The organism is Azonexus sp., from assembly GCF_030824335.1.
Taxonomy (GTDB): Bacteria; Pseudomonadota; Gammaproteobacteria; order Burkholderiales; family Rhodocyclaceae; genus Azonexus.
Genome location: NZ_JAVBXX010000005.1, coordinates 68,134 through 90,648 on the forward strand (window position 1 = coordinate 68,134; position 22,515 = coordinate 90,648).

At 59.6% G+C, this 22,515-nt stretch carries 20 protein-coding genes, 1 other RNA gene and 1 riboswitch; of the genes, 7 read left to right on the plus strand and 14 right to left on the minus strand.

Translation table 11 applies throughout. From position 1 onward, the window contains the following. Positions 1–14 precede the first annotated feature (14 nt). Complete coding sequence (locus tag RCI20_RS02035; RefSeq protein WP_306602834.1) at positions 15–947, plus strand: exopolyphosphatase; 933 nt, start codon at positions 15–17, stop codon at positions 945–947. Here RCI20_RS02035 and RCI20_RS02040 read toward each other — a convergent pair whose 3' ends face one another. The 5 genes from RCI20_RS02040 to scpA form a co-directional block, all read right to left on the minus strand. After that, positions 948–1,208, minus strand: a complete 261-nt coding sequence (locus RCI20_RS02040; protein WP_306602835.1) for a hypothetical protein — start codon at positions 1,206–1,208, stop codon at positions 948–950. A 94-nt stretch (positions 1,209–1,302) separates the two neighbouring features. Continuing rightward, a complete protein-coding gene (gene accC / locus RCI20_RS02045; RefSeq protein WP_306602836.1) occupies positions 1,303–3,306 on the minus strand; it encodes an acetyl-CoA carboxylase biotin carboxylase subunit in 2,004 nt (667 codons plus the stop codon). Between the two features lie 21 nt (positions 3,307–3,327). Continuing rightward, complete coding sequence (locus RCI20_RS02050; protein WP_306602837.1) at positions 3,328–4,863, minus strand: acyl-CoA carboxylase subunit beta; 1,536 nt, start codon at positions 4,861–4,863, stop codon at positions 3,328–3,330. 35 nt (positions 4,864–4,898) lie between these two features. Further along, on the minus strand, positions 4,899–5,888 hold the full coding sequence (gene meaB / locus RCI20_RS02055; protein WP_373691457.1) for a methylmalonyl Co-A mutase-associated GTPase MeaB: 990 nt from the start codon (positions 5,886–5,888) through the stop codon (positions 4,899–4,901). Positions 5,889–5,915: 27 nt separating this feature from the next. Continuing rightward, entirely contained in the window at positions 5,916–8,066 is a 2,151-nt protein-coding gene (gene scpA / locus RCI20_RS02060; protein ID WP_306602840.1) for a methylmalonyl-CoA mutase, read from the minus strand. Between the two features lie 167 nt (positions 8,067–8,233). On the opposite strand from scpA, the gene RCI20_RS02065 reads away from it, so the two are divergent. After that, positions 8,234–8,899, plus strand: coding sequence for a GntR family transcriptional regulator (locus tag RCI20_RS02065; RefSeq protein WP_306602841.1), 666 nt, complete (start codon positions 8,234–8,236; stop codon positions 8,897–8,899). An 82-nt stretch (positions 8,900–8,981) separates the two neighbouring features. Here RCI20_RS02065 and RCI20_RS02070 read toward each other — a convergent pair whose 3' ends face one another. The 4 genes from RCI20_RS02070 to RCI20_RS02085 all read right to left on the minus strand — a co-directional run bounded on the left by RCI20_RS02070 (position 8,982) and on the right by RCI20_RS02085 (position 12,946). Then, a complete protein-coding gene (locus RCI20_RS02070; RefSeq protein WP_373691458.1) occupies positions 8,982–10,265 on the minus strand; it encodes a methyl-accepting chemotaxis protein in 1,284 nt (427 codons plus the stop codon). After that, complete coding sequence (locus RCI20_RS02075) at positions 10,240–10,758, minus strand: PAS domain-containing protein (protein WP_306602844.1); 519 nt, start codon at positions 10,756–10,758, stop codon at positions 10,240–10,242. Before RCI20_RS02075 ends, RCI20_RS02070 begins: the two co-directional genes overlap by 26 nt. 203 nt (positions 10,759–10,961) lie before the next feature. Beyond that, on the minus strand, positions 10,962–12,629 hold the full coding sequence (locus tag RCI20_RS02080) for a cation acetate symporter (protein ID WP_306602845.1): 1,668 nt from the start codon (positions 12,627–12,629) through the stop codon (positions 10,962–10,964). Further along, the gene (locus tag RCI20_RS02085; RefSeq protein WP_306602846.1) at positions 12,626–12,946 is read right to left on the minus strand and encodes a DUF485 domain-containing protein; all 321 of its coding nucleotides are present in this window, start codon (positions 12,944–12,946) and stop codon (positions 12,626–12,628) included. Before RCI20_RS02085 ends, RCI20_RS02080 begins: the two co-directional genes overlap by 4 nt. Positions 12,947–13,070: 124 nt before the next feature. Here RCI20_RS02085 and RCI20_RS02090 point away from each other — a divergent pair, with 124 nt between their 5' ends. Continuing rightward, positions 13,071–13,847 (plus strand): enoyl-CoA hydratase/isomerase family protein, encoded by a 777-nt coding sequence (locus RCI20_RS02090; RefSeq protein ID WP_306602847.1) that lies wholly within the window; start codon positions 13,071–13,073, stop codon positions 13,845–13,847. Between the two features lies 1 nt (position 13,848). Here the strand turns inward: RCI20_RS02090 and RCI20_RS02095 are convergent, their stop codons facing one another. From RCI20_RS02095 to RCI20_RS02110, 4 genes are all read right to left on the minus strand, one after another. Then, positions 13,849–14,655, minus strand: a complete 807-nt coding sequence (locus RCI20_RS02095) for a sulfite exporter TauE/SafE family protein (protein ID WP_306602848.1) — start codon at positions 14,653–14,655, stop codon at positions 13,849–13,851. A 102-nt stretch (positions 14,656–14,757) separates the two neighbouring features. After that, positions 14,758–14,937, minus strand: a non-coding RNA gene (ssrS, locus tag RCI20_RS02100) — 6S RNA. Positions 14,938–14,960: 23 nt separating this feature from the next. After that, entirely contained in the window at positions 14,961–15,287 is a 327-nt protein-coding gene (locus RCI20_RS02105; protein WP_306602850.1) for a cell division protein ZapA, read from the minus strand. A 1-nt stretch (position 15,288) separates the two neighbouring features. Further along, positions 15,289–15,486 (minus strand): hypothetical protein, encoded by a 198-nt coding sequence (locus RCI20_RS02110; RefSeq protein WP_306602851.1) that lies wholly within the window; start codon positions 15,484–15,486, stop codon positions 15,289–15,291. Positions 15,487–15,600: 114 nt separating this feature from the next. Further along, positions 15,601–15,806, plus strand: a riboswitch (cobalamin riboswitch). A 104-nt stretch (positions 15,807–15,910) separates the two neighbouring features. Between RCI20_RS02110 and RCI20_RS02115 the strand changes: the two genes are divergently transcribed. Genes RCI20_RS02115 through cobO form a run of 4 tightly spaced genes read left to right on the plus strand, consistent with a single transcriptional unit; the run spans position 15,911 to position 20,100 of the window. Then, positions 15,911–17,749, plus strand: coding sequence for a TonB-dependent receptor domain-containing protein (locus RCI20_RS02115; RefSeq protein WP_306602852.1), 1,839 nt, complete (start codon positions 15,911–15,913; stop codon positions 17,747–17,749). Between the two features lie 6 nt (positions 17,750–17,755). Further along, a complete protein-coding gene (locus RCI20_RS02120; RefSeq protein ID WP_306602853.1) occupies positions 17,756–18,733 on the plus strand; it encodes an iron ABC transporter permease in 978 nt (325 codons plus the stop codon). Beyond that, positions 18,730–19,503, plus strand: a complete 774-nt coding sequence (locus RCI20_RS02125) for an ABC transporter ATP-binding protein (protein WP_306602854.1) — start codon at positions 18,730–18,732, stop codon at positions 19,501–19,503. Before RCI20_RS02120 ends, RCI20_RS02125 begins: the two co-directional genes overlap by 4 nt. A 6-nt stretch (positions 19,504–19,509) precedes the next feature. Beyond that, positions 19,510–20,100 (plus strand): cob(I)yrinic acid a,c-diamide adenosyltransferase, encoded by a 591-nt coding sequence (cobO, locus tag RCI20_RS02130; protein WP_306602855.1) that lies wholly within the window; start codon positions 19,510–19,512, stop codon positions 20,098–20,100. Between the two features lie 105 nt (positions 20,101–20,205). Here cobO and pbpC read toward each other — a convergent pair whose 3' ends face one another. Beyond that, positions 20,206–22,515, minus strand: coding sequence for a penicillin-binding protein 1C (gene pbpC / locus RCI20_RS02135; RefSeq protein ID WP_306602856.1), 2,310 nt, complete (start codon positions 22,513–22,515; stop codon positions 20,206–20,208).

Here is a 22,515-nt window from a genome sequence, read left to right on the forward strand (position 1 = left end):
CGGAGACCTCACGAATGTCACAAGAAAAATTCCGCCTCGTCACCCGCAGCGATTTCGACGGGCTTGTCTGTGCTGTCCTGCTGAACGAACTTGATCTGATCGACGACATCAAGTTCGTCCATCCCAAAGACATGCAGGATGGCAAGGTAGACATCACCCCGCGCGATATCACGACCAATCTGCCTTACGTCGCAGCAGCGCACATTGCCTTCGACCACCACCTCTCTGAAACCCTGCGCAATACCGGCGAACGCAAGAACCACATCATCGACCCGAAAGCACCGTCAGCGGCCCGCGTGGTCTATGACTACTACGGTGGCAAGGAAGCCTTCCCGAACATCACCGATGACATGATGGAAGCGGTAGACAAGGCCGATTCCGCACAATACAGCCGCGACGAAATCCTCGCCCCAACGGGCTGGGTATTGCTCAATTACCTGATGGATGCACGCACCGGCCTCGGCCGTTTCCGCGAATTCCGCATCAGCAATTACGCGTTGATGATGGACCTGATCAAATATTGCCGGAATCACGGCATCGACGACATCCTGATGCTGCCCGATGTGCGTGAGCGGGTCGATTTGTACAACGATCACGCCGAAAAGGCCAAGGAACAGATCCTGCGTTGCTCGACGGTGCACAAGAATCTGGTGGTACTCGATCTGCGCAATGAAGAAACCATCTACGCGACGAATCGCTTCATGATTTATGCGCTGTTCCCGCAAACCAACATTTCCATCCATGTGCTGTGGGGCCTGCAGCAACAAAATACCGTTTTTGCTACCGGCAAATCGATTCTTGATCGCGGCAGCAAGACCAACGTTGGGGAACTGATGCTGCAATACGGTGGCGGCGGCCATCATGCAGCCGGCACCTGCCAGGTAGCCAACGATCAGGCGGTTGCGACGTTGCAGGCATTGATCACCCGGATCAACGCTGACGGCTGATTATTCGGCTAGAGGGGAAAGCAGGAACGAGGGCGGCGTTTCGCCGTTCTCGATCATTTCCGTTTCCACCTTGATGCGCAGGATAAGCAGCCCCTTAAGCGTTTCGCGCGCCTTATCATCACTCCAGGCATCATGGTGCTCGTTAAGACAGGCGTCGATTTCATAACGATTATTGAGGTTGACCCCGCAAAGCATCGCGTACTTGCGGATTTCATGGTCTAACTCGCTCAATTCCCGTTCGTAATGTTCAAAGCTGCTCATGGTTTCTTTCAGTAAAAAAGGCCTGTTCGAAAACAGGCCTTTTTGATGGTTGACCGCAAGAATACTGTTTATTCGTGCAGTTTATCCGCGAATCTTATTCAAACTCGATGATCACCTGATCGACAGAAAGGCTCTCGCCGGCAGCAGCGGAGATTTTCTTGACCTTGCAATCCTGATCGGCCTTGAGGATGTTTTCCATCTTCATGGCTTCGATCACGGCGAGCTTTTCGCCAGCCTTCACTTCCTGACCGACCGTTACGGCAACTTCGCGCAGCAGCCCAGGCATCGGGGAGAGCAGGAACTTGGACAGATCCGGTGCAGCCTTCTCCGGCATCAATGCCAGAAGTTCAGCAGCACGCGCGCTCATCACCATGAAGTCGGCACGCGTCCCCCAATGGAACAGCGAGTACTTCGTCTTGTGCCGTTCGACCTGCAGCGTGAATTCTTCGCCATTGCAAGTGCCGTTGAACAGGGACTCGCCGAGCTTCCAGTCAGACAGGATCTCGTACTGCTCGCCGTTATACTCGACGTGGTAACCGCCAGGAATCGGGCGGGCAACAACGTGGTGGCTTTCGTTGCCATTCGGGTTCAGGCGAACGACACACCACTTATCGCCAACCAGACGTTCATGACCCTGCAACTGACCGGTAATAGAAGCTGAGCGGTCGGTAAAGGCACGGTAAACGTAGGCAGCAACGGAAACCAGCAGCGCCGGATCATCGTGCGGCACCATTGAGGCATCGAAGCCGGTCGGGTAGTGCTTGGGGATGAAACCGGTGTCGAAGATGCCGGAATGGAAGACCGGATGCTGCATCAGTGCGGCCTGGAACGGAATGTTCGACGAAATGCCGCGAATCACGAAACCGTTCAGCGCATCACGCATGCGGGAAATCGCCTGCTCGCGGGTGGCGCCGTGCACGATCAGCTTGGCGATCATCGAATCGTAGAACATCGAGATCTCACCACCGTCGTAGACACCGGTATCGACACGGACATGGCCCGCATCTTCCTTCGGCGGCTGGAACTTGACCAGACGACCGGTGGACGGCAGGAAGCCGCGGAACGGGTCTTCGGCGTTGATCCGACACTCCATCGCCCAGCCGTCGATCTTCACTTCAGCCTGGGTCAGCGGCAGCTTTTCGCCGTAGGCAACGCGGATCATCTGCTCGACCAGGTCGAGGCCGGTGATCAGTTCGGTAACCGGGTGTTCCACCTGCAGGCGGGTGTTCATTTCCAGGAAGTAGAACTCCTTGGTCGCGCCGGAAACGACGAATTCGACCGTACCGGCCGATTCGTAATTCACCGCACGGGCCAGAGCCACGGCCTGTTCGCCCATCGCCTTGCGCATTTCCGGATCGACGAACGGGCTCGGCGCCTCTTCGATGACCTTCTGGTGACGGCGCTGGATCGAGCAGTCACGTTCGTTCAGGTAGACGTAGTTGCCGTGCGAATCGCCGAGCACCTGGATTTCGATGTGACGCGGCTCGAGCACGTACTTCTCGATGAAGACGCGGTCGTCGCCGAAAGAATTGCGGGCTTCATTGACGCAGGACGAGAAACCTTCGTGCGCTTCGGCATCGTTGTAAGCGACGCGCAGACCCTTGCCACCGCCGCCGGCGGAGGCCTTGATCATCACCGGGTAACCGATCTTCCTGGCGATTTCGACAGCAGCATCCGGGCCATCGATGGCATCGTTGTGGCCCGGGATGGTATTGACCTTGGCTTCGATGGCCAGCTTCTTGGACTCGATCTTGTCGCCCATCTTTGCGATGGAGTAGTGCTTCGGACCGATGAACTTGATGCCTTCTTCTTCCAGACGGCGCGAGAACGCGGCGTTCTCGGACAGGAAGCCATAACCCGGATGAACCGCTTCAGCACCGGTCTGCTTGCAGGCGGCGATGATCTTGTCGGCAACCAGATAGGACTCTTTCGAGGCGGCAGGACCGATACAGACGGCTTCGTCAGCCAGATCGACGTGCAGCGAATCCTTGTCGGCTTCGGAATAAACGGCAACGGTCAGGATGCCCATCTTGCGGGCGGTCTTGATGACGCGGCAGGCGATCTCACCGCGGTTGGCAATCAGAATTTTCTTGAACATGTTCCTTTTTCTCCCTGACGCTTACAGAGGAATATTGCCGTGCTTGCGCCACGGGTTTTCGAGTTTCTTGTCGCGCAGCATGGCCAGCGAACGGGCGATCCGCTTGCGGGTCGCGTGCGGCATGATGACGTCGTCGATGAAGCCACGTGCACCGGCCACGAACGGGTTGGCGAACTTTTCCTTGTACTCGGCTTCGCGCTGGGCGAGCTTTTCCGGATCGTTCTTTTCTTCGCGGAAGATGATTTCCACGGCGCCCTTCGGACCCATCACGGCGATTTCAGCCGACGGCCAGGCCAGATTGACGTCGCCACGCAGGTGCTTGGACGACATCACGTCGTAGGCACCGCCGTAGGCCTTGCGGGTGATCACGGTAACCTTCGGCACGGTACATTCGGCGTAGGCGTAAAGCAGCTTGGCGCCGTGCTTGATGATGCCGCCGTATTCCTGCGTGGTACCCGGCATGAAGCCCGGGACATCGACGAAGGTGACGACCGGAATGTTGAAGGCATCGCAGAAACGGACGAAGCGGGCAGCCTTGATCGACGACTTGATGTCCAGGCAGCCGGCCAGAACCAGCGGCTGGTTGGCGACGATACCGACCGGATGGCCATCGATGCGCGAGAAGCCGACGATGATGTTCTTGGCGTAATCCGGCTGGATTTCGAAGAAGTCGCTGTCATCGGAAATCTTGATGATCAGTTCCTTCATGTCGTACGGCTTGTTCGCGTTATCCGGCACCAGGGTGTCGAGCGAATAATCCATGCGGTCGGCCGGATCGTTGGTCGGCGTGACCGGCGGCTTTTCCTTGTTGTTGGCCGGCAGGAAATTCATGAAGCGACGCAGCATGGCCAGTGCTTCAACGTCATTCTCGAAGGCCAGATCGGCGACACCGGACTTGCTGGTGTGGGTCACTGCACCACCCAGTTCTTCGGCGGTCACGTCTTCGTGGGTCACGGTCTTGACGACTTCCGGACCGGTCACGAACATGTAGGACGAGTCCTTGACCATGAAGATGAAATCGGTCATCGACGGCGAGTAGACCGCACCACCGGCACAGGGCCCCATGATCATCGAGATTTGCGGCACGACGCCGGAAGCCATCACGTTGCGCTGGAACACGTCTGCATAGCCACCGAGGGAGGCGACGCCTTCCTGGATGCGGGCGCCGCCCGAGTCGTTCAGGCCGATCACCGGCGCACCGACCTTCATCGCCTGATCCATGACCTTGCAGATTTTCTCGGCGTGGGTTTCCGACAGCGAGCCGCCGAACACGGTGAAATCCTGCGAGAAGACGAAAACCAGACGACCATTGATCGTGCCGTAACCGATCACGACACCGTCACCCGGAATCTTTTCGGCTTCGTTCATACCGAAATCGACGCAACGGTGTTCCTTGAACATGTCCCATTCTTCGAAAGAACCGGGATCAAGCAACAGTTCGAGACGCTCACGGGCGGAAAGCTTGCCCTTCTTGTGCTGGCTGTCGATACGCTTCTGGCCACCGCCGAGGCGGGCCATTTCGCGCTTTTTTTCCAGCTGGCGGATGATGTCGTGCATAGAAAACTCCCTGAGTGGAACGGGTGATTTGGAACTTAGTGTTTCAAATAATCGAGCAAGGCATACGCGGCAGCTGCCGGCGTCGTATGGCCCTGTTCAACGGATAGTGAGAAAGCGGGCAGGTTTTCCTGCACCCGCGGGTGATGCCGGAAATGCTGGCGCAAGCCGGAATCGATCAATTGCCACATCCAGCTCAGCGCCTGATGCTGGCGCTTGGCGGCGAACTCGCCGGTCGGCTTCAAGGCCGCCTGGTATTTCTCGACCTCGGCCCAGAACTCGACGATACCCTGCTTGTGCAAGGCCGACAGCGCGATCACAGGCGGCGACCAGTTGGGAGACGCCGGCCGCAGCATGTGCAGCGCGTTGCGCCACTGGGCACGGACGACGGCAGTCGCCTGCTTGTCGATGTCAGCCTTGTTGATGACCACCATGTCGGCAATCTCGACGATGCCTTTCTTGATCGCCTGCAGATCGTCACCAGCATTCGGCAACTGCAGCAGGCAGAACATGTCGACCATGCCGGCGACGGTCGTTTCCGACTGACCGACACCGACGGTCTCGATGATGATCACATCGTAGCCGGCCGCTTCGCACAGCAGCATGGCTTCGCGCGACTTCTCGGCAACGCCGCCGAGCGAACCGGACGATGGGCTCGGCCGGATGAAGGCTTCTTCACGCTGGCTCAACAACTCCATGCGCGTCTTGTCGCCGAGGATGGAACCGCCGGACACCGAAGACGAGGGATCGACGGCCAGCACCGCCAGTTTCTTGCCCTGTTCGATCAGCCAGACACCGAGCGCCTCGATGAAGGTCGATTTGCCGGCACCGGGCACGCCGGAGATACCGATGCGGATAGCGTTGCCGGTACTCGGCAACAGCGCGTTCAGCACCTGCTGCGCGCGCTGCTGATGATCGCCACGGGTCGACTCGATCAGCGTGATCGCCTTGGCCAGCGAACGACGCTGGCCGGCCAGCACACCGTCGACCAGGGTCTGGTCGGCAGCGGACAGGAGATTGGCTCGCACGGGCGCTTCGTCCAGTTTCATCCGGGCTTAAGCGCGCGCCTTGCGGATTTCTTCGAGCACCTTGACGGCCGAATCCTCAATCCGGGTTCCCGGACCGAAAACGGCCTTGGCTCCGGCATTGAACAGGTAATCGTAGTCCTGCGCCGGAATCACGCCACCAGCGAAGACGATGATGTCGTCACCGCCCTGCGCCTTCAGCGCCTGCACCAGTTGCGGCAGCAGGGTCTTGTGGCCGGCGGCCAGCGACGACACGCCGACGGCGTGCACGTCGTTTTCGATGGCCTGGCGGGCGGCTTCTTCCGGCGTCTGGAACAGCGGTCCCATGTCGATATCGAAGCCGAGGTCGGCGTAGGCGGTGGCAACTACCTTGGCGCCACGGTCATGACCGTCCTGGCCGAGCTTGGCGATCATGATACGCGGACGACGGCCTTCTTCTTCGGCGAATTTGGCGACATCGGCCTTGATCTGTTCCCAGCTTTCCTGACCTTCCACGACACCTCCGTAGACACCCGAAATGGTCTGGTTGTTGGCGCGGAAACGGCCGAAGACCTTTTCCAGCGCATCCGACACTTCACCGACCGTGGCACGCAGGCGCATGGCCTTGACGGTCAGGTCGAGCAGGTTGCCGTCACCGGTTTCGGCAGCCTTGGTTAATGCGGCCAAAGCAGCGTCGACCGCAGCAGAATCGCGCGTCGCGCGGATCTGCTTGAGGCGGGCAATCTGCGAATCACGCACGGCATGGTTGTCGATATCGAGGATGTCGATCGCGTCTTCCTTGGCCAGCTTGTACTTGTTCACGCCGACGATGACGTCCTTGCCGGAGTCGATGCGCGCCTGCTTGTCGGCGGCGCAAGTTTCGACCTGCATCTTCGCCCAGCCGGATTCGACGGCCTTGGTCATGCCGCCCATCGCCTCGATTTCCTCGATGATGCTCCAAGCCTTGTCGGCCATGTCCTGGGTCAGCTTTTCCATCATGTAGGAACCGGCCCACGGATCAACGACATTGGTGATGTGGGTTTCTTCCTGAATGATCAGCTGCGTGTTGCGAGCGATGCGCGACGAGAACTCGGTCGGCAGCGCGATCGCTTCATCGAGCGCGTTGGTGTGCAGCGACTGGGTGCCACCGAAGACGGCAGCCATCGCTTCGATGGTGGTCCGGACGACGTTGTTGTACGGGTCCTGTTCGGTCAGCGACCAGCCGGAAGTCTGGCTGTGCGTGCGCAGCATCATCGACTTCGGGCTCTTGGCCTCGAACTTGGTCATGATGCGGTGCCACAACAGGCGCGCGGCGCGCATCTTGGCGATTTCCAGATAGAAGTTCATGCCGACGGCCCAGAAGAAGGACAGACGGCCGGCAAAGGTATCGACATCCATGCCGGAAGCGATGCCGGTGCGCACGTATTCCATGCCGTCGGCCAGCGTGAAGGCCAGCTCGATGGCCTGGTTGGCGCCGGCTTCCTGAATGTGATACCCGGAAATCGAGATCGAGTTGAACTTCGGCATGTGCTGCGCCGTGTAGCCGAAGATGTCGGCGATGATCTTCATCGACGGCTTGGGCGGATAGATGTAGGTGTTCCGCACCATGAATTCTTTGAGAATGTCGTTCTGGATGGTGCCGGACAGCTTGTCCTGGCTGACACCCTGCTCTTCGGCGGCAACGATGTAGCCGGCGAGGATGGGCAGCACGGCGCCATTCATCGTCATCGACACCGAGACCTTGTCGAGCGGAATGCTGTCGAACAGGATCTTCATGTCTTCAACCGAATCGATCGCCACGCCGGCCTTGCCGACGTCGCCGGTCACCCGGGCGTTATCGGAGTCATAGCCACGGTGCGTCGCCAGGTCGAAAGCAACGGAAACGCCCTGACCACCGGCGGCCAGCGCCTTGCGGTAGAAGGCATTGGAGGCTTCGGCAGTGGAGAAGCCGGCGTACTGGCGAATGGTCCACGGCTTGACTGCATACATCGTCGGTTGCGGGCCGCGCAGATAGGGCGCAACGCCCGGCAGCGTGTCGGCGAACTCGAGACTTTCGACGTCCTTTTTCGTGTACAAGGCCTTGACCGCAAGGCCTTCCGGGGTATTCCAGACCAGATTATTGACGTCGCCACCTGGAGATTGCTTGGCCGCAGCCTTTTCCCATACGTCCAGGTTGTGGGAATCAAAGAATTTTTCAGACATGAAACACCTCTCGCCGATTCGATTTTTTCGGGCCGATAATGCAGAATACAAAATTCTACGCTTTCGCACCCGGCTTGACATAGCTAGCCTCACATAATACTGTATCCATAATTATGGAAGCAAGTACGACTACGTACCCAGCCTCCTGTCGTCACCACACCGGAACCATGACCCGCATCGCCCCCACCGCGCTTTATCAGGAAGTTGCCGAAAGACTGCGCCAACGCATTTTTGCTCACGAGCTGACGCCCGGCATGTGGATAGACGAGCAAATGCTTGCCGAACAGTACGGCATTTCCCGTACACCACTACGCGAAGCGCTGAAAGTACTGGCATCCGAAGGTCTGGTTGAACTGAAGCCACGGCGCGGCTGTTACGTCACCGAAATTTCCCGCCGCGATCTGGATGATATTTTCCCGTTGATGGCCATGCTGGAAGGTCGTTGCGCCGCTGACGCGGTCAGACGCGCCAAGCCTGCCGACATTGCCGACCTGAAGTCCATTCACGAAAGACTTGAATCGGCAGCGCGTGATGGACGGATTGATGCCTTCTTCGAAGCCAATCAGGAATTCCACCGGAGAATTCAGGAAATTGCCGACAATCGTTGGCTGCTCTCGGTCATTCAGGATCTGCGCAAGGTGCTGAAACTTTCCCGCCTGCATTCGCTGTCACTCGAAGGCCGCCTGCAGCAATCGCTGGACGAACACCGGCAAATCATGGCGGCGCTCGAAGCCGGCAATAGCGAGAAAGCTGAAAAAGAAATGCACGACCATCTACTGTCCGGCCGCGAAGCGCTGGCCAAAATGGACAGCAAAAACACGAAGCTTGGGTAAAACGCCCATTACGCACCGTTGACCGCAGCAAACTGCTTCCGGCTTACTTGCGGTAGCAGGTTTTGCACAGCCCAGCCGGCGATCAGCGCATTTGTGCTTCTATGTTGGCAAACAAAGAATCGTAAATAGCGACCAGCGCTTCGCGGTCAGCGCTGCCTTTGACCCACTGACGCGAACGAACGATTGAAACTGCCTGCTGCTCCATTTCGGAAAGACTGGCAATGTTGATTTCATGCCCATTCAAGATACTGTTTGCATCGGCCCGGGCATTTTGGGCCAAGGCGACCAGATGCATGTAATCCTCCATCGCCCGGGTTCCAGCCCCGATGGCGGCGGTCAATGCACCGACCTGCGTGGCCGAACTGGCGGAATGGGCAAGCTCATTGCCGAACTCGTCGGCCGTTGACCGCGCGCCTGAAACCGAATGATTGAGTTGGCGAATCTGCGCGGTTGCGCTTTCCATCGACAAATAAATGGCCGAAATCGCTTTGGCAATTTCCTCGGCGGCGATTTGCGACTGATCGGCCAGCTTCCTGACCTCATCGGCAACCACCGCAAAACCCCGGCCAGCCTCACCCGCCCGTGCCGCCTCAATCGCCGCATTCAAGGCCAGCAGATTGGTCTGCTTGGCAATACCATCGATACGTCCGGTCAGGTCCCGAATGGCAAGCGCCTTGCCGTTCAGGTCCTCCAATGCCGAAGTACCGCTTTCGGCAGCCCCTTGTGCCTCGCCCAAGGCGGCGGACATGCGGGTCGCGGCATCGGACATGGCAGAGGCAGATTGGGCAAACTCCGTGGACAGACTTTCCGAGTCAGCCGAATGCTTTTCAACCTCGGTCAGCGCGCTGCCTACATGCTGAATCGCCATCGACAAGCCGCGCTCCGAACGAAGGAAAATGCGCGACAACAGCGCTTCCCGAGCCACAGACTCCTGAGCGGCATCAAGACGATCCAGCAGTAGTTGCATTTGTTCGAGAACGTCACGGAATGCACCGTGCAAACCTGCTGTCTGCAGGCGACGCCAACCACGGCCTTCGGTCGACGCCTCAAGACCGCCAAGAATCTCGCGAAAAGTGCTTTCCGTCTGATCCAGCACCGAGTTCAGGTTGATCCGGATACTTTCCAGCATCGGGTCCTTGAGCGCATTGGGCATACGAGAAACCAGATTGCCGTCGCTACCTTGATTCAGCAGCTTGTCCAGCTCCTGCAAGGGAGAGGTGCTCTTTCTCGGCCAAAGCAGGCAAAGCAATGCCGGACAGAGGCAGCCCAAGCTAGCCCACGGTGACCAAAAAGCGGCACCGCCCCCAAGTACGACAAAAAGGCCAGCCAACAGCGGCCCGTTAAAGGGAGAAGATGAGTTCTTCATAGCCCATTCCTGATTGTTGCATGACATCCACCAGCACCTTGGTACCCGCCGCAATCGCATCGCGACTGCCGGCATTACGCTCGGCTTGCAGCATCTGCTGGTAAACCGGCTCGATTTTCTGCACCGCATCCCGTTTGGGGCAACGACGCACCGAGGTATAGCCGACGATACTTCGGCCAGGACCAAAATCCGGTGCGATATGCGTAAACACCCAGTAATAACTGCCATCCTTCGCCATGTTTTTTACGTAAGCAAAGAATTCCCGACCGGACTGAATAGTGTCCCAGGCCAACTTGAAGGCGGCACGCGGCATGTCTGGATGACGGATCAGATTGTGCTGGATACCAATCAATTCGGCTTCCGAATAACCCGAAAACTCGATAAAAATCGGGTTGCAGTAAGTAATGATGCCTTTGGGCGTGGTTTTGGAGACGATGAAATCTCCCTCCCGCATGATCCGCTCAACAGTTGTTGGCGCTATCGCTCGTTTCATGGTCTCCCCTCAAGCGCTACTTCCTCTTTGGAAAAACGCTTTGCAAGCACTGTTATTCGTTCTATTGGTTGTAGAGCATACGACCTTAGTAATAATTACGCCATAAACTGCCGGACAAAAAAGTTAAAAAGCCCCCCAAGCATTACCTGGAGGGCTTTTCACCGGCGCAACAACAATGCGCCGGAATCTACAACAGAAGTTGCTTAGTGATTGGAAGCAGATGCTGCACCGTAACCCGTTTGGGCACGGACATACTGATCACCAAAGGCTTCGATTTCCGTCTTGGCACGGGCGCTCGTATCCGTCGTCGAACCAATGTAAGCCAGCAGGAAAGCTATCGGCATGGCGAACAGCGCCGGCTGGGTGTAGGGGAATAGTGCGGCAGAATTGCCCAGCACGTCGACCCACACTGACTTCGAGAAGAGCACGAACAGCACGGCGGAAACCAGACCGCCGTAACCGCCCATCAATGCACCGCGCGTCGTCAGACCCTTCCAGTACATCGACAGGATGAGTACCGGGAAGTTGGCAGCGGCAGCAACACCGAAGGCCAGACCGACCATGAAGGCGATATTCTGCTTTTCAAAGGCGATACCCAGGATGATGGCAACCACACCGAGACAGATGGTGGCGATCTTGGAAACACGAATTTCCGTGGCTTCCGAGGCCGTCCCCTTCATGATCACGCGGGCGTAGATGTCGTGCGAGATGGCGGATGCGCCAGCCAGCGCCAGACCGGAAACAACCGCCAGGATGGTAGCGAAAGCCACCGCAGCCAGGAAGCCGAGCAGCATGTCGCCACCCACAGCCTTGGCCAGGTGCATGGCAACCATGTTACCGCCACCGATCAGCTTGCCGCCAACCACGCCACCTTCAAAGAATTCCGGATTCTGGCCGACAATGATGATACCGGTCAGGCCCATCAGGAAAATGACGTTGAAGAAGTAGGAAACAAAGCCCGAAGCGTAAAGCACCGACTTGCGCGCTTCCTTGGCGTCAGTCACGGTGAAGAAACGCATCAGGATGTGCGGCAGACCGGCAGTACCGAACATCAGGCCGAGACCCAGCGAGATGGCGGTAACCGGATCAGCCAGCAGGCTACCCGGATGCATCAGCTTCTCACCCAGCTTATGCACGCTCATTGCACTATCCAACACCTTGGTGAAGGAGAAGTTGAACTGGCTCATGGCCAGGAACATGACCAGCGTACCGCCGGCGAGCAGCATGCAGGCCTTGATGATCTGCACCCAGGTCGTCGCAACCATGCCACCGAAAGTCACGTACACCATCATCAAGATACCGACAGCGAAGATGGCAACGTTGTACTCAAGACCGAACAGCAGCTTGATCAACTGACCGGCACCGACCATCTGGGCGATCAGGTAGAAGCAAACCACGACCAGCGAAGAAATCGCGGCCATCGTCCGCACCTTGCCCTGATCGAGGCGATAGGCGGTAATGTCGGAGAAGGTGAACTTGCCCAGGTTACGCAGGCGTTCGGCCATCAGGAACAGAATGATCGGCCAGCCAGCGAAGAAGCAAAGCATGTAGATGTAACCATCGTAACCCTGCGTGTAAACCATGGCGGTCAGACCGAGCAACGTGGCGGCAGACATGTAGTCGCCGGCAATTGCCAGACCGTTCTGGAAGCCCGTGATACCACCGCCGGCGGTGTAGAAGTCCGACGTCGATTTGGTACGGCTGGCCGCCCAGTAAGTAATGCCCATCGTCATGGCGACGAAAATGCAGAACATCACGATAGCGTGCCAGTTGGTCGCCTGCTGCTCGGTCGGGCCGAGGGAATCGCCAGCGGCGATGGCCAGCGTACTAAGGCTCAGCAGCCCGATTGCGGAAATAATCTTGCGCATCATTTGTTCTCCTTCCAGGCGGCTTTGACCACTTCCTGCGACAGTGCATCAAATTCGGTATTGGCACGACGCACATACACGGCGGTCAACACCCAGAAGAAAATGAACATAAACAATTCGACCACCACGCCAACTGTCCATCGCGAACCTTCGGCAATCGGCTGACCCAGCGACGCCGGGGCAAATGCCACCACCATCACGAAGCCATAAAACATGGTCAAAACAATAAAGGCCAGTGTCCAGGCAAAACGTCCCCTTTTGGCGACGAGTTCCTGGAATTTGGGATTGACCCGCATCCTCTCGTACATCACGCTGCTCATCCTATATTCTCCTTATTAATAATTACCGTAAAAACCGGCGCAATTATTGTATCTTATGTAAGACATAAGAACCTTACGGCGCACCCAGGTTTTGAGCTTTGCGTCGCCCTCCCGGAACATAGAAATGAGCAGTGTCGACCTCTCCATCGCCGATGAAATAGCCACCCTTACCCTGAACAATCCCGGCAAGCTAAACGCCATCGACTTGTCCATGTGGCGACAACTCAGTAAAAACATGGGCATTATTGCGGTCGACCGCAATATTCGTTGTGTTTTGCTGCAGGGTGCCGGTACGGATGCGTTTGCTGCAGGTGGCGATCTGGAAGAATTCATCACCGGTCGGGCAACGCTGGCCCAGGCACTGCACTATCACGGCGAAGTCGCCGCAGCACTCAAGGCCATCGCCGAATGCCCTCAACCCACCATCGCGCTGATCCGTGGCGCCTGCATTGGTGGCGGGCTGGAAATCGCCGGCGCTTGCGATCTGCGTATTGCCGGTGAAACCGCCCGCTTCGGTGCGCCGATCAACAAGCTGGGCTTTTCGATGTATCCAGGTGAAATGGAAGGCCTGCTGCGCCTCGCCGGCCCTGCCGTCCTGAAGGAAATACTGCTTGAAGGGCGCATTCTGACGGCACGTGAAGCCTATGACAAAGGGTTGCTTACCCGCATCGTGCCGGACGCCCAGCTTGACGATGAAGCCTTCGCAACGGCCCGCCGGATCAGCCAGGGCGCACCGCTGGTTGCCAGTTGGCACAAACAATGGATTAACCGCCTGCTCGACGGTCGACCGCTATCGGAGGCCGAAAAAGCGGCATCTTTCGCATTTCTCGATACGGAAGACTACAAGGAAGGCTTGGCGGCTTTCTTCGAAAAGCGCAAACCAGCTTTCAAGGCGCGCTGAATCAGCTACCGAAAACAGTGTGCAGCATTTTTGCCGACAGCAGAATCAGCACACCCGCAAAGACTTTTTTCAGCACCCCAACAGGGAGACGATGCGCCAGAGCGGCGCCAAACGGCGCCGTGAAACTGGAAACCAGACTAACCAGCAGCAGCGCCGGCAAATAGACGTAACCCACCGACCACTCGGGCAAAGCGGCTGATCCCCAACCATTGAGCAAATAGCCCGCAGCCCCGGCCAGTGCAATCGGCAAGCCAATGGCAGCGGAAGTACCGATCGCATTCTGCATTTTAACATTGCACCAGGTCATGAACGGCACCGAAAGCGAACCGCCCCCGATGGCCACCAATGCCGATACCAGCCCGATCCCAGCGCCGACACCGGTCAGGCCAACCGCCCCCGGCAACTCTCGCGATGGCTTGGGCTTGACGTTAAGCACCATCTGCAAGGCCACATAGGCCATGAAACAGCCGAAAAATATGGCCAGCGGCGCGCTGGCGACACGCGAGGCGATAAAAGTGCCAGCAAAAGTACCCACCAGTATCCCCGGCGTCACCGCGCGCACAATATCCCAGCGCACCGCGCCGTGGGCATGATGGGCGCGCAAGCTGGCAATCGAGGTCATGACAATGGCGGCCATTGAAGTACCGAGCGCGAGATGCACCAGGTGCTCATGGGGAAAGCCCTGGGCCGCAAACAGCGTGGTCAACATTGGCACCATGATGCCGCCCCCGCCGACTCCCAGCAAGCCGGCAAAAAAACCGACGAAGGCGCCCAGCACCAGATAAGCGGCCAGCCATTCAAGTTCCATCAATCTTCTTCCGGGATATCGTTAGCACACAGCAGGCGGGAGGTGGGGGGCGGGGAAAAGCCGCCTCTGGCAACTTGTGCCAAATGCCGCTTTCCCGGCAAAAAAGCCCCCGCGAGTGCCGTCAGGCCGGCATCCTGAACCTGAGTCCAGAGTGGCTGCTTTCCTTCCGCATCAGGCACATTCGACGAAGAACGCGCACAACAGCGGACATTTGGTCCGCAACCGATGCCAATTAGCATTGGTTCAAGGAATATATGGCCTTAACAAACACCGCAGGGGACACTCGGCGGGCTACCCCGCAACAGTCAGATTTCCAACTGTTGCCGGGGCTCCAGCACGGCATCCAACCGTGCGCCCATGTCTTCGATTCTACGCTTCATCTCGGGTGACGCAACCGTTTCATCGGAAGCCCCGAGCGCTGGCAACGCCAGGCGTTCATGTGCGATATTCAACGCTGCCATCACGGCAACCCGTTCGGCAATGGTGTTTTTGGTACGCTGGGCAATGTCACGCATCTTGTTGTCGACCAAGCTGACCGCTGCCTGCAGGGCATCGCGCTCATCCGGCTGACAGGCGACACGATACTCACGCCCCATGATCTTGACGTCGAGGAAATTTGGCTCGGCGCTCATCTCATGCATCCTCCGGAATTTTTTCCATCAGGCCTTCCAGACGTTCACGGGCAGCCGTCATCGTCGAGCGCAAATGCAGCCGCTCTTCCTCTGCTGCAGCCATCTGGTTCTTCAAGACCTCGTTCTCGGCGCGCAACTGGTGAACCAGGGCAACGACCTGTTCGATCTTGGCTTCTAGCGCTTCAAATTCGCTGTTCATGGCGCGCACTATAGAGGGATAAACGCCGCCCGGTCAAGGACTAAGCGGCTATTTTCAAAGTGTTTTATACACAACGAAACCAAGCCCGGTTCGCACCTCGGCGCAATGCCATGTAGAATGCGCGCCGTGTCAGGTGCTGCGCGAGGTTTCACCAAGCGCAGTTAAACGGGAAAGCGGTGCGTCTCCAACGAGACCAATCCGCTGCTGCCCCCGCAACGGTAAGCAAGTGCGGACGTATCACAAGGCCACTGGGGAAACCTGGGAAGGCGATACGTCAAGACTTGCGAGCCCGGATACCGGCCTTACACACCTAGCGGAAGTGCCACGGGGTGGTGGCGCCGGTTATTCCAACCTGCTCTCTCCCCCGGCATTTTCTTTTCAATGCATTCCGGCATGCGGGGACGCCTGCCAGGAAAGGGAAAACATGTATCCACGTTTGAAGCCATTGGCCGCACTGCTGCCGCTCGCATTCGCCTTGCCGAGCGCACCCGCCTATTCCGTCGAGCAACTCGCTGCACTGGACACCGTGCTGGTCACCGCCACCCGTCAGCCACAGCGCGCCAACGAAGTCCTGTTTGACACCACCGTGATCGAAGCGGAAGAAATCCGCAATGCGGGCCCGACGGCGACCTTGAACGACCTGCTGGTCCGCCAGCCGGGCATAGAAATCAATGCCAAAGGCGGCGTTGGTACCGATTCCGGCATTTTCATTCGCGGCAGCAATAATTCGCATGCGCTGGTGCTGGTCGACGGCATGCGTCTCGGCTCCAGTACCACGGGTTATCCGGCCTGGGGGTTCATTCCACTGGAACAGGTCGAGCGGGTCGAAATCCTGCGTGGCTCCTGTTCGTCGCTGTATGGCTCCGATGCCATCGGTGGCGTGATCCAGATTTTCACCAAGCGCGGCGAAGGCCCGTTCCGTCCGTTTGTCGAAGCCGGCTACGGCAGCTGGAACACAAAATCACTCGCTGCGGGTTTTGGCGGCAGCCAGGATGCCTGGCGCTACAACTTCCAGTTTTCGCGTAAGGAAAGCGACTCCTACTCGGCCATTCGCAATCCAAAGAATTCCGCCTACAACCCGGACAAAGATGGCTACGAAATCACCAGCTCGTCGGGCAATCTGTCCTATGCCATCGCCCCGGGCCATGAACTGGGTGCCAGTTATTTGTATTCCGAGGGCTGGAATCGCTATGACACCTCACCGAAGAACAGCGACTTCAAGCAAACCGAAACGATTTACGGCACCAACCTGTACTCCCGAAACCAGCTGACCTCAATCTGGAACAGCACGATCAAACTCGGCAAGAGCATCGACCGCAGCCGGCAATATACCAACAAGGTGCTGGGCTCCCGCATCCAGTCGGAACAAACCCAACTGCAGTGGCAAAACGACATCACCCTGCCATTCGGCATGGCGCTACTGGCCGCCGAAAGGGTCGAACAGGGCGTTGCCGGATCACCCAATTACACGGTCCGGGAACGCAATATCAATTCTTACCTGGCGGGCTGGACCGGCAAACTGGCCGACCATCGCTTCCAGTTGAATGTGCGCCGCGACAACAACTCGCAGTTCGGCAACCATACGACCGGCAGCGCTGCCTATGGCTACCAGATCACCCAGGACTGGCGCGCCAACGTCTCCTACGGCACCGCGTTCAAAGCACCCACGTTCAACGACCTGTATTGGCCGGATTCCGGCAATCCCGACCTGAAACCGGAAAAATCGCAAAACCGCGAAGCTGCACTGCACTACGAAACCAACCAGCACCACGCCTCGGTGACGTATTACCGCAACAAGATCAGCGACCTGATCGAGTGGGCCCCAGCCGGCGGCATCTGGATTCCGTCGAATATTGCCAATGCGACACTCAGTGGCTGGTCGCTGGCCTACAACGGGCAACTGGCGCACGGCTTCAAACTGAGCGGCAGTCTCGATTTCCAGAACCCGGAAGACACGGATCGCAACCGGATCCTGCGTTACCGGGCCAAGCGCATCGCCAAGCTGGCGCTAAGCCGGGAGTTCGGCGATTTCAACGTCGGCACGGAAATCCAGGGCAGCAGCGAACGTTATAACGACGTGGCCAACAGCCAGGTTTTGCCCGGCTACGGCATCGTCAACCTGTTCGGCACCTATCGCCTGGACAAGGACTGGAGTCTGTTCGCCCGCGCCAACAACGTGTTCGACAGGAAATACGAACTGGTCCGCGATTACGCGACAGCAGAAGCCAACTTGTTTGTCGGCATTCGCTATAGTCCGAAGTAACCGACCATGCCTTCCCGTCATCGCGCCTTCCTGATCCTATCCAGCCTCGGCCTCCTGGCCGTGCTGAGTTTCGGGCTGGCGTTGACGGCCGGCAGTCTGAAAGTCGCAGCGGCCGATATTCTGGCCGCCTTGTTTGGCTACGGCGACGGGGCGGCCGACATGGTGTTGCAACTCCGCCTGCCGCGCGCCCTCGCCGGCTTTGCCTGCGGTGGCCTACTCGCCCTGGCCGGCGCGCTGATGCAGGTACTGCTGCGCAACCCGTTGGCCGACCCGTACATTCTGGGCATTTCCGGCGGCGCCGGCGTCGGCGCGATGTTTGCGATGCTGTTTGGCCTGCCGCTGCTGGCCGTCGACGGGCTGGCTTTTGCCGGCGCGCTGGCCGCCATGTTCATCGTGTTCGGGCTGGCCCACGGCGATGGCAGTTGGACGCAGACCCGCCTGTTGCTGACCGGGGTCATCGTCGCCGCCGGCTGCGGTGCACTGATTGCACTGATGCTGTCGATTGCCGACGAACGCAAGCTGCACGGCATGTTGTTCTGGCTGATGGGCGATCTCGGGCAGACCTTCGACTGGTGGCCGGCGCTGCTCGCACTGGTCGTCGCCCTGCTCTGCGCGATGCCTTTTGCCCGCGAACTCAATCTGCTCTCACGCGGCCTGATGCAGGCACAGGCCCTGGGTGTTGCGGTCGACCGGCTGCGCTACGCCATTTATCTGCTGGCCTCGCTGGCCACTGCCGCGTCGGTGACGACCGCCGGCTCGATCGGTTTTGTTGGACTGGTCGTGCCGCATCTGGTGCGCCTGGCGACCGGCAACGACCAGCGTCTGCTACTGCCCGCCGCTGTGCTAGCCGGCGGTTCGCTACTCGTGCTGGCCGATACGGCGGCACGCACCCTCATCGCACCACAACAATTGCCGGTCGGCGTACTGACCGCGTTGATCGGTGTGCCGGTCTTCCTGTTCCTGCTGTCGAGACAAGCCAAGTGAGTGCGCCCTTGCTCGAAGCCCGCCAACTCAGCGTTGAAATCGGCGGCAAAACCGTCGTCGACCGCATGAATCTGAGTCTCGCCCCCGGCGAGCGGCTGGCCATCCTCGGGCGCAATGGCGCCGGAAAATCGACCCTGTTGTCCACGCTGGCCGGCCTGCGCCAGCCACAAGCCGGCGCCGTGCTGCTCGATGGCGAAGACTGCGCTCTGCTCCCCCCGCGCCAAGCCGCATTGCGGCGCGCTTGGCTGGGCCAGTTCCAGGCTGACCCCTTCGGGTCGACGGTCATGGAAACGGCACTCACCGGACGCCACCCGCACCTCGGCCGCTGGGACTGGGAGTCGAAACGCGATGCCGAACTGGCACGCAGTGCCCTGCAAGCCGTTGGCCTGCAGGACATGGAAACCCGCCAGATCCACACCTTGTCCGGCGGCGAGCGCCAGCGTCTGGCCATTGCCACGCTGCTCACCCAGGCCGCGGCGCTCTACCTGCTCGACGAACCGCTGGCCCATCTCGATCTCAACCACCAGATGGCCGTCCTCCAGCTTTTCGCCGGTGCCGCCCGCGATTGCGGCGCCGGCATCATCATGGTCCTGCACGACCCGGCACTGGCACATCGTTTCTGCGACCGGGCCTTGCTGGTACATGGCGACGGTCGCTGCATCATGGGTACGGTCGACGACATCCTGACGGCAAAAACGCTGTCCGAACTTTACGGCTATGGCCTGCGTCAGATCGACGATGGCGGCCATCGCTGCTTCATCCCGGAGTAAGACACCATGGCAATCAGCCACGAACAACGCATGCAGAAAAAAAAGACCGTCGTCGACGGCAAGATCGACGCCGCTCAGCAGGAACGCGGCGTGCTGGTGGTCAACACCGGCAACGGCAAGGGCAAGTCCTCTGCCGCCTTCGGCGTCGTGGCCCGCGCGCTCGGCCACGGCATCAAGGTCGGCGTCGTGCAGTTCGTCAAGGGCCGTTCGGACACCGGCGAAGAAGCCTTCTTCCGTCAGCAGCCCAACGTCGCCTGGCATGTCGGCGGCGAAGGCTTTACCTGGGAAACCCAGGACAAGGAACGCGACGCCCAAGCCGCTCAGGCCGCCTGGGCAGTCGCCTGCCAGCACCTGGAAAACCCGGAAATTGGCCTGCTCGTCCTCGACGAAATGACCTACGCTTTCAAGTACGGCTGGCTCGACCTCGACGCGGTACTCGCCCGCCTGCTATCACGCCCAGTCATGCAGCACGTCATAATAACCGGCCGCGCCGCACCGCAGGCACTGCGCGATGCCGCTGACACAGTCAGCGACATCGGCATGGAAAAACATGCCTTCCAGGTCGGTGTCAAAGCCATGCCCGGGCTGGAGTGGTGATGGCGTTGACGGCCCGACGACTGTCGCTATCGATCAGCCGAAAATTGCTGGAGCGCCTGGAACCCTGTAAGTGCGAAACTTCCGTCCACCCATCCACGGGCGACGCTACTCCAGTGTCTCGACAACGACCTGCCGGCTTTCCGTCAAACCATTGGGATCGACCACCCGCAGCAGGTAGCAGCCGGCTTGCGGCGGTTTCCATTCCAGCGTCTCGCCGGGTTTCACCCGGCCGAGTAGTGTGTCGTCAACGAACCAGTTGAGCGGCCCGACGGTTTCGCTTTCGGCCCGCAGGTACAGGGCTTGCGGTGCATTCAGACGGCTCAGATGAATGACGCCACGCTGCGGGGCGACGATCTGCGGTGGTGCCGCCGGCGCCACCGCATCGTCGCAGACCAGTTCCGCTGGCTGGCGCCGGGGTAGCCCGGCCTTGCGGAACAGGCTCGCCATCTCCGACGACCAGTGTTCGACCACCTCTTCCCGGACATGCTGGCCCGGCGTGCAAGTCGGCTGGCCGGTACGCTGGTCGATGAGGACAGTCCGGTGCAAGGTGCTTTCGCGGATCGGCGACTTACCGGCGATGAACCAGGCCGGGCGGAGCAAGCGACAGGCGGCATTGGGCAGATCGCCGCTGGCCGCGCAGACATCAACCCGGCGCAGATCGGCCGGCTGGGTCTGGGCCATTTCGCCGGGATCGAGCCGTTCGGCCCGCAAGGCATCAACGATACGCAGGAACAGGGGCGCCGCCACGTCGATACCGGTCAGGCCGGGATTGCTGGCTCCGTCGAAATGGCCGACCCAGACGACCAGCGCATGGCGGCCGAAAACCCCGGCCGTCCACGCATCGCGAAAGCCCCAGGAGGTGCCCGTCTTCCAGGCCACGGCCGGGCGGGCCGGGGTGTAAGTGTCGGGGCGCGGCGTCTGGCGCAGCATTTCAATGACGATGCGCGCGGCGGCCGGGCTGAGCAGCGTCAGTTCCCGCGCCGGTCCGCTGGCGGCGGTCTCCAAGTAGCGCAGCTCGCGCCATTGCCCGGCGTTGGCCAGCATGGCGTAGAAACGCACCAGTTCTTCCGCCGTCAGTTCGCCGCCGCCGAGCACCAGAGCCAGGCCGTAATGGGCTTCCGGCAACAGCTTGTCGACGCCCCCCTGCTTGAGAAAGTCGTAAAGGCGGGGGCGGTTCAGGCGCGCGGCCAGATCGACCGCCGGTACATTGCGGCTGCGGATCAGCGCCTCCTGGGCGGCAACCGGCCCGGAGAAACGCCCGTCGAAATTTTCCGGCGAGAAGCCACCAAAGCTGCTCGGCGCATCGCGCAGGATGGAAGCCGAGTGGATCAGGCCCTGGTCGAGCGCTAGCCCATAGATGAAGGGCTTCAGCGTCGAACCAGGCGAACGTTTGGCGAACACGCCATTCACCTGGCCGGCGATCGCCTCGTTGCGATAGTCGGCCGAACCGATCAGGGCCTTAACCTGCATGGTCGAGGTATCGACCAGCACCGCCGAGGCGTTGTCGATGCCGACATCGGCACGGCTCTTGAGATATTCACGCAGCACCCGTTCGATGACTGACTGCATTTTCAGATTAACCGCCGCGACGATTTCGCGCTCGGCGGTCTGGCGCAACAGGTAGTCAGTCAGGTGCGGGGCCCGGAAAGGCAAGGCCGAGCGTGGCCGGAAGACGATCCGCAAGGCATCGGCGCTGACTAGGTCGGCCATGGCCGGGTAACGCTCGGCCCACAGCCCAGCTAGGCGCTGGCGGGCGGCGACCAGGTCTGGTGTCGCCAGGCTGGCGGCGGATTCGCGCAGGCGTTTGTTCGGATTCTGAGGAATGACCGCCAGATTGAGCGCTTCCGGCACGCTCAGCTGGCGCGCCGGCTTGTCGAAATAGATCAGGCTGGCCGTACCGACCCCTTCAATATTGCCGCCGAAGGGCGCCGTATTGAGATAGGCCTCGAGAATTTCGTCCTTGCTGTAGCGCAGCTCCAACCAGAGAGCGGCGGCAATCTGCCTAACCTTGCCGAACAGACTGCGGCTGTCGATACCGTACAGTCGCCGCGCCAGCTGCATGGTGATCGTCGAGCCGCCCACCCGCCGCCCGCCGACCGCAGTCCCGACGCCCGCCCTGAGCAGGGCCCACGGGTTGGCACCGGGGTGCGCGTAGAACCAGCGGTCCTCGTAAAGCAACATGGCTTGCTGCATCGGCGCCGCGATTTCAGCCAGCGGTACCCACAGCCGGAACTGGCCGTCGGCCGCCAGCGTCAGCCGGAGGATTTCACCCCCGGCCGCCGCAACACTGCGCGACGAGGGAACAAGGTCGGCGAGCGGCGCCTTGGGTAGCAGGCGCGGCAGCAGCAGAGCGACCAGCAGGGCAAACCCCCAGGCCGTACTCTGCCACCAGCGCCAACGCCGGATGCCGGGCAT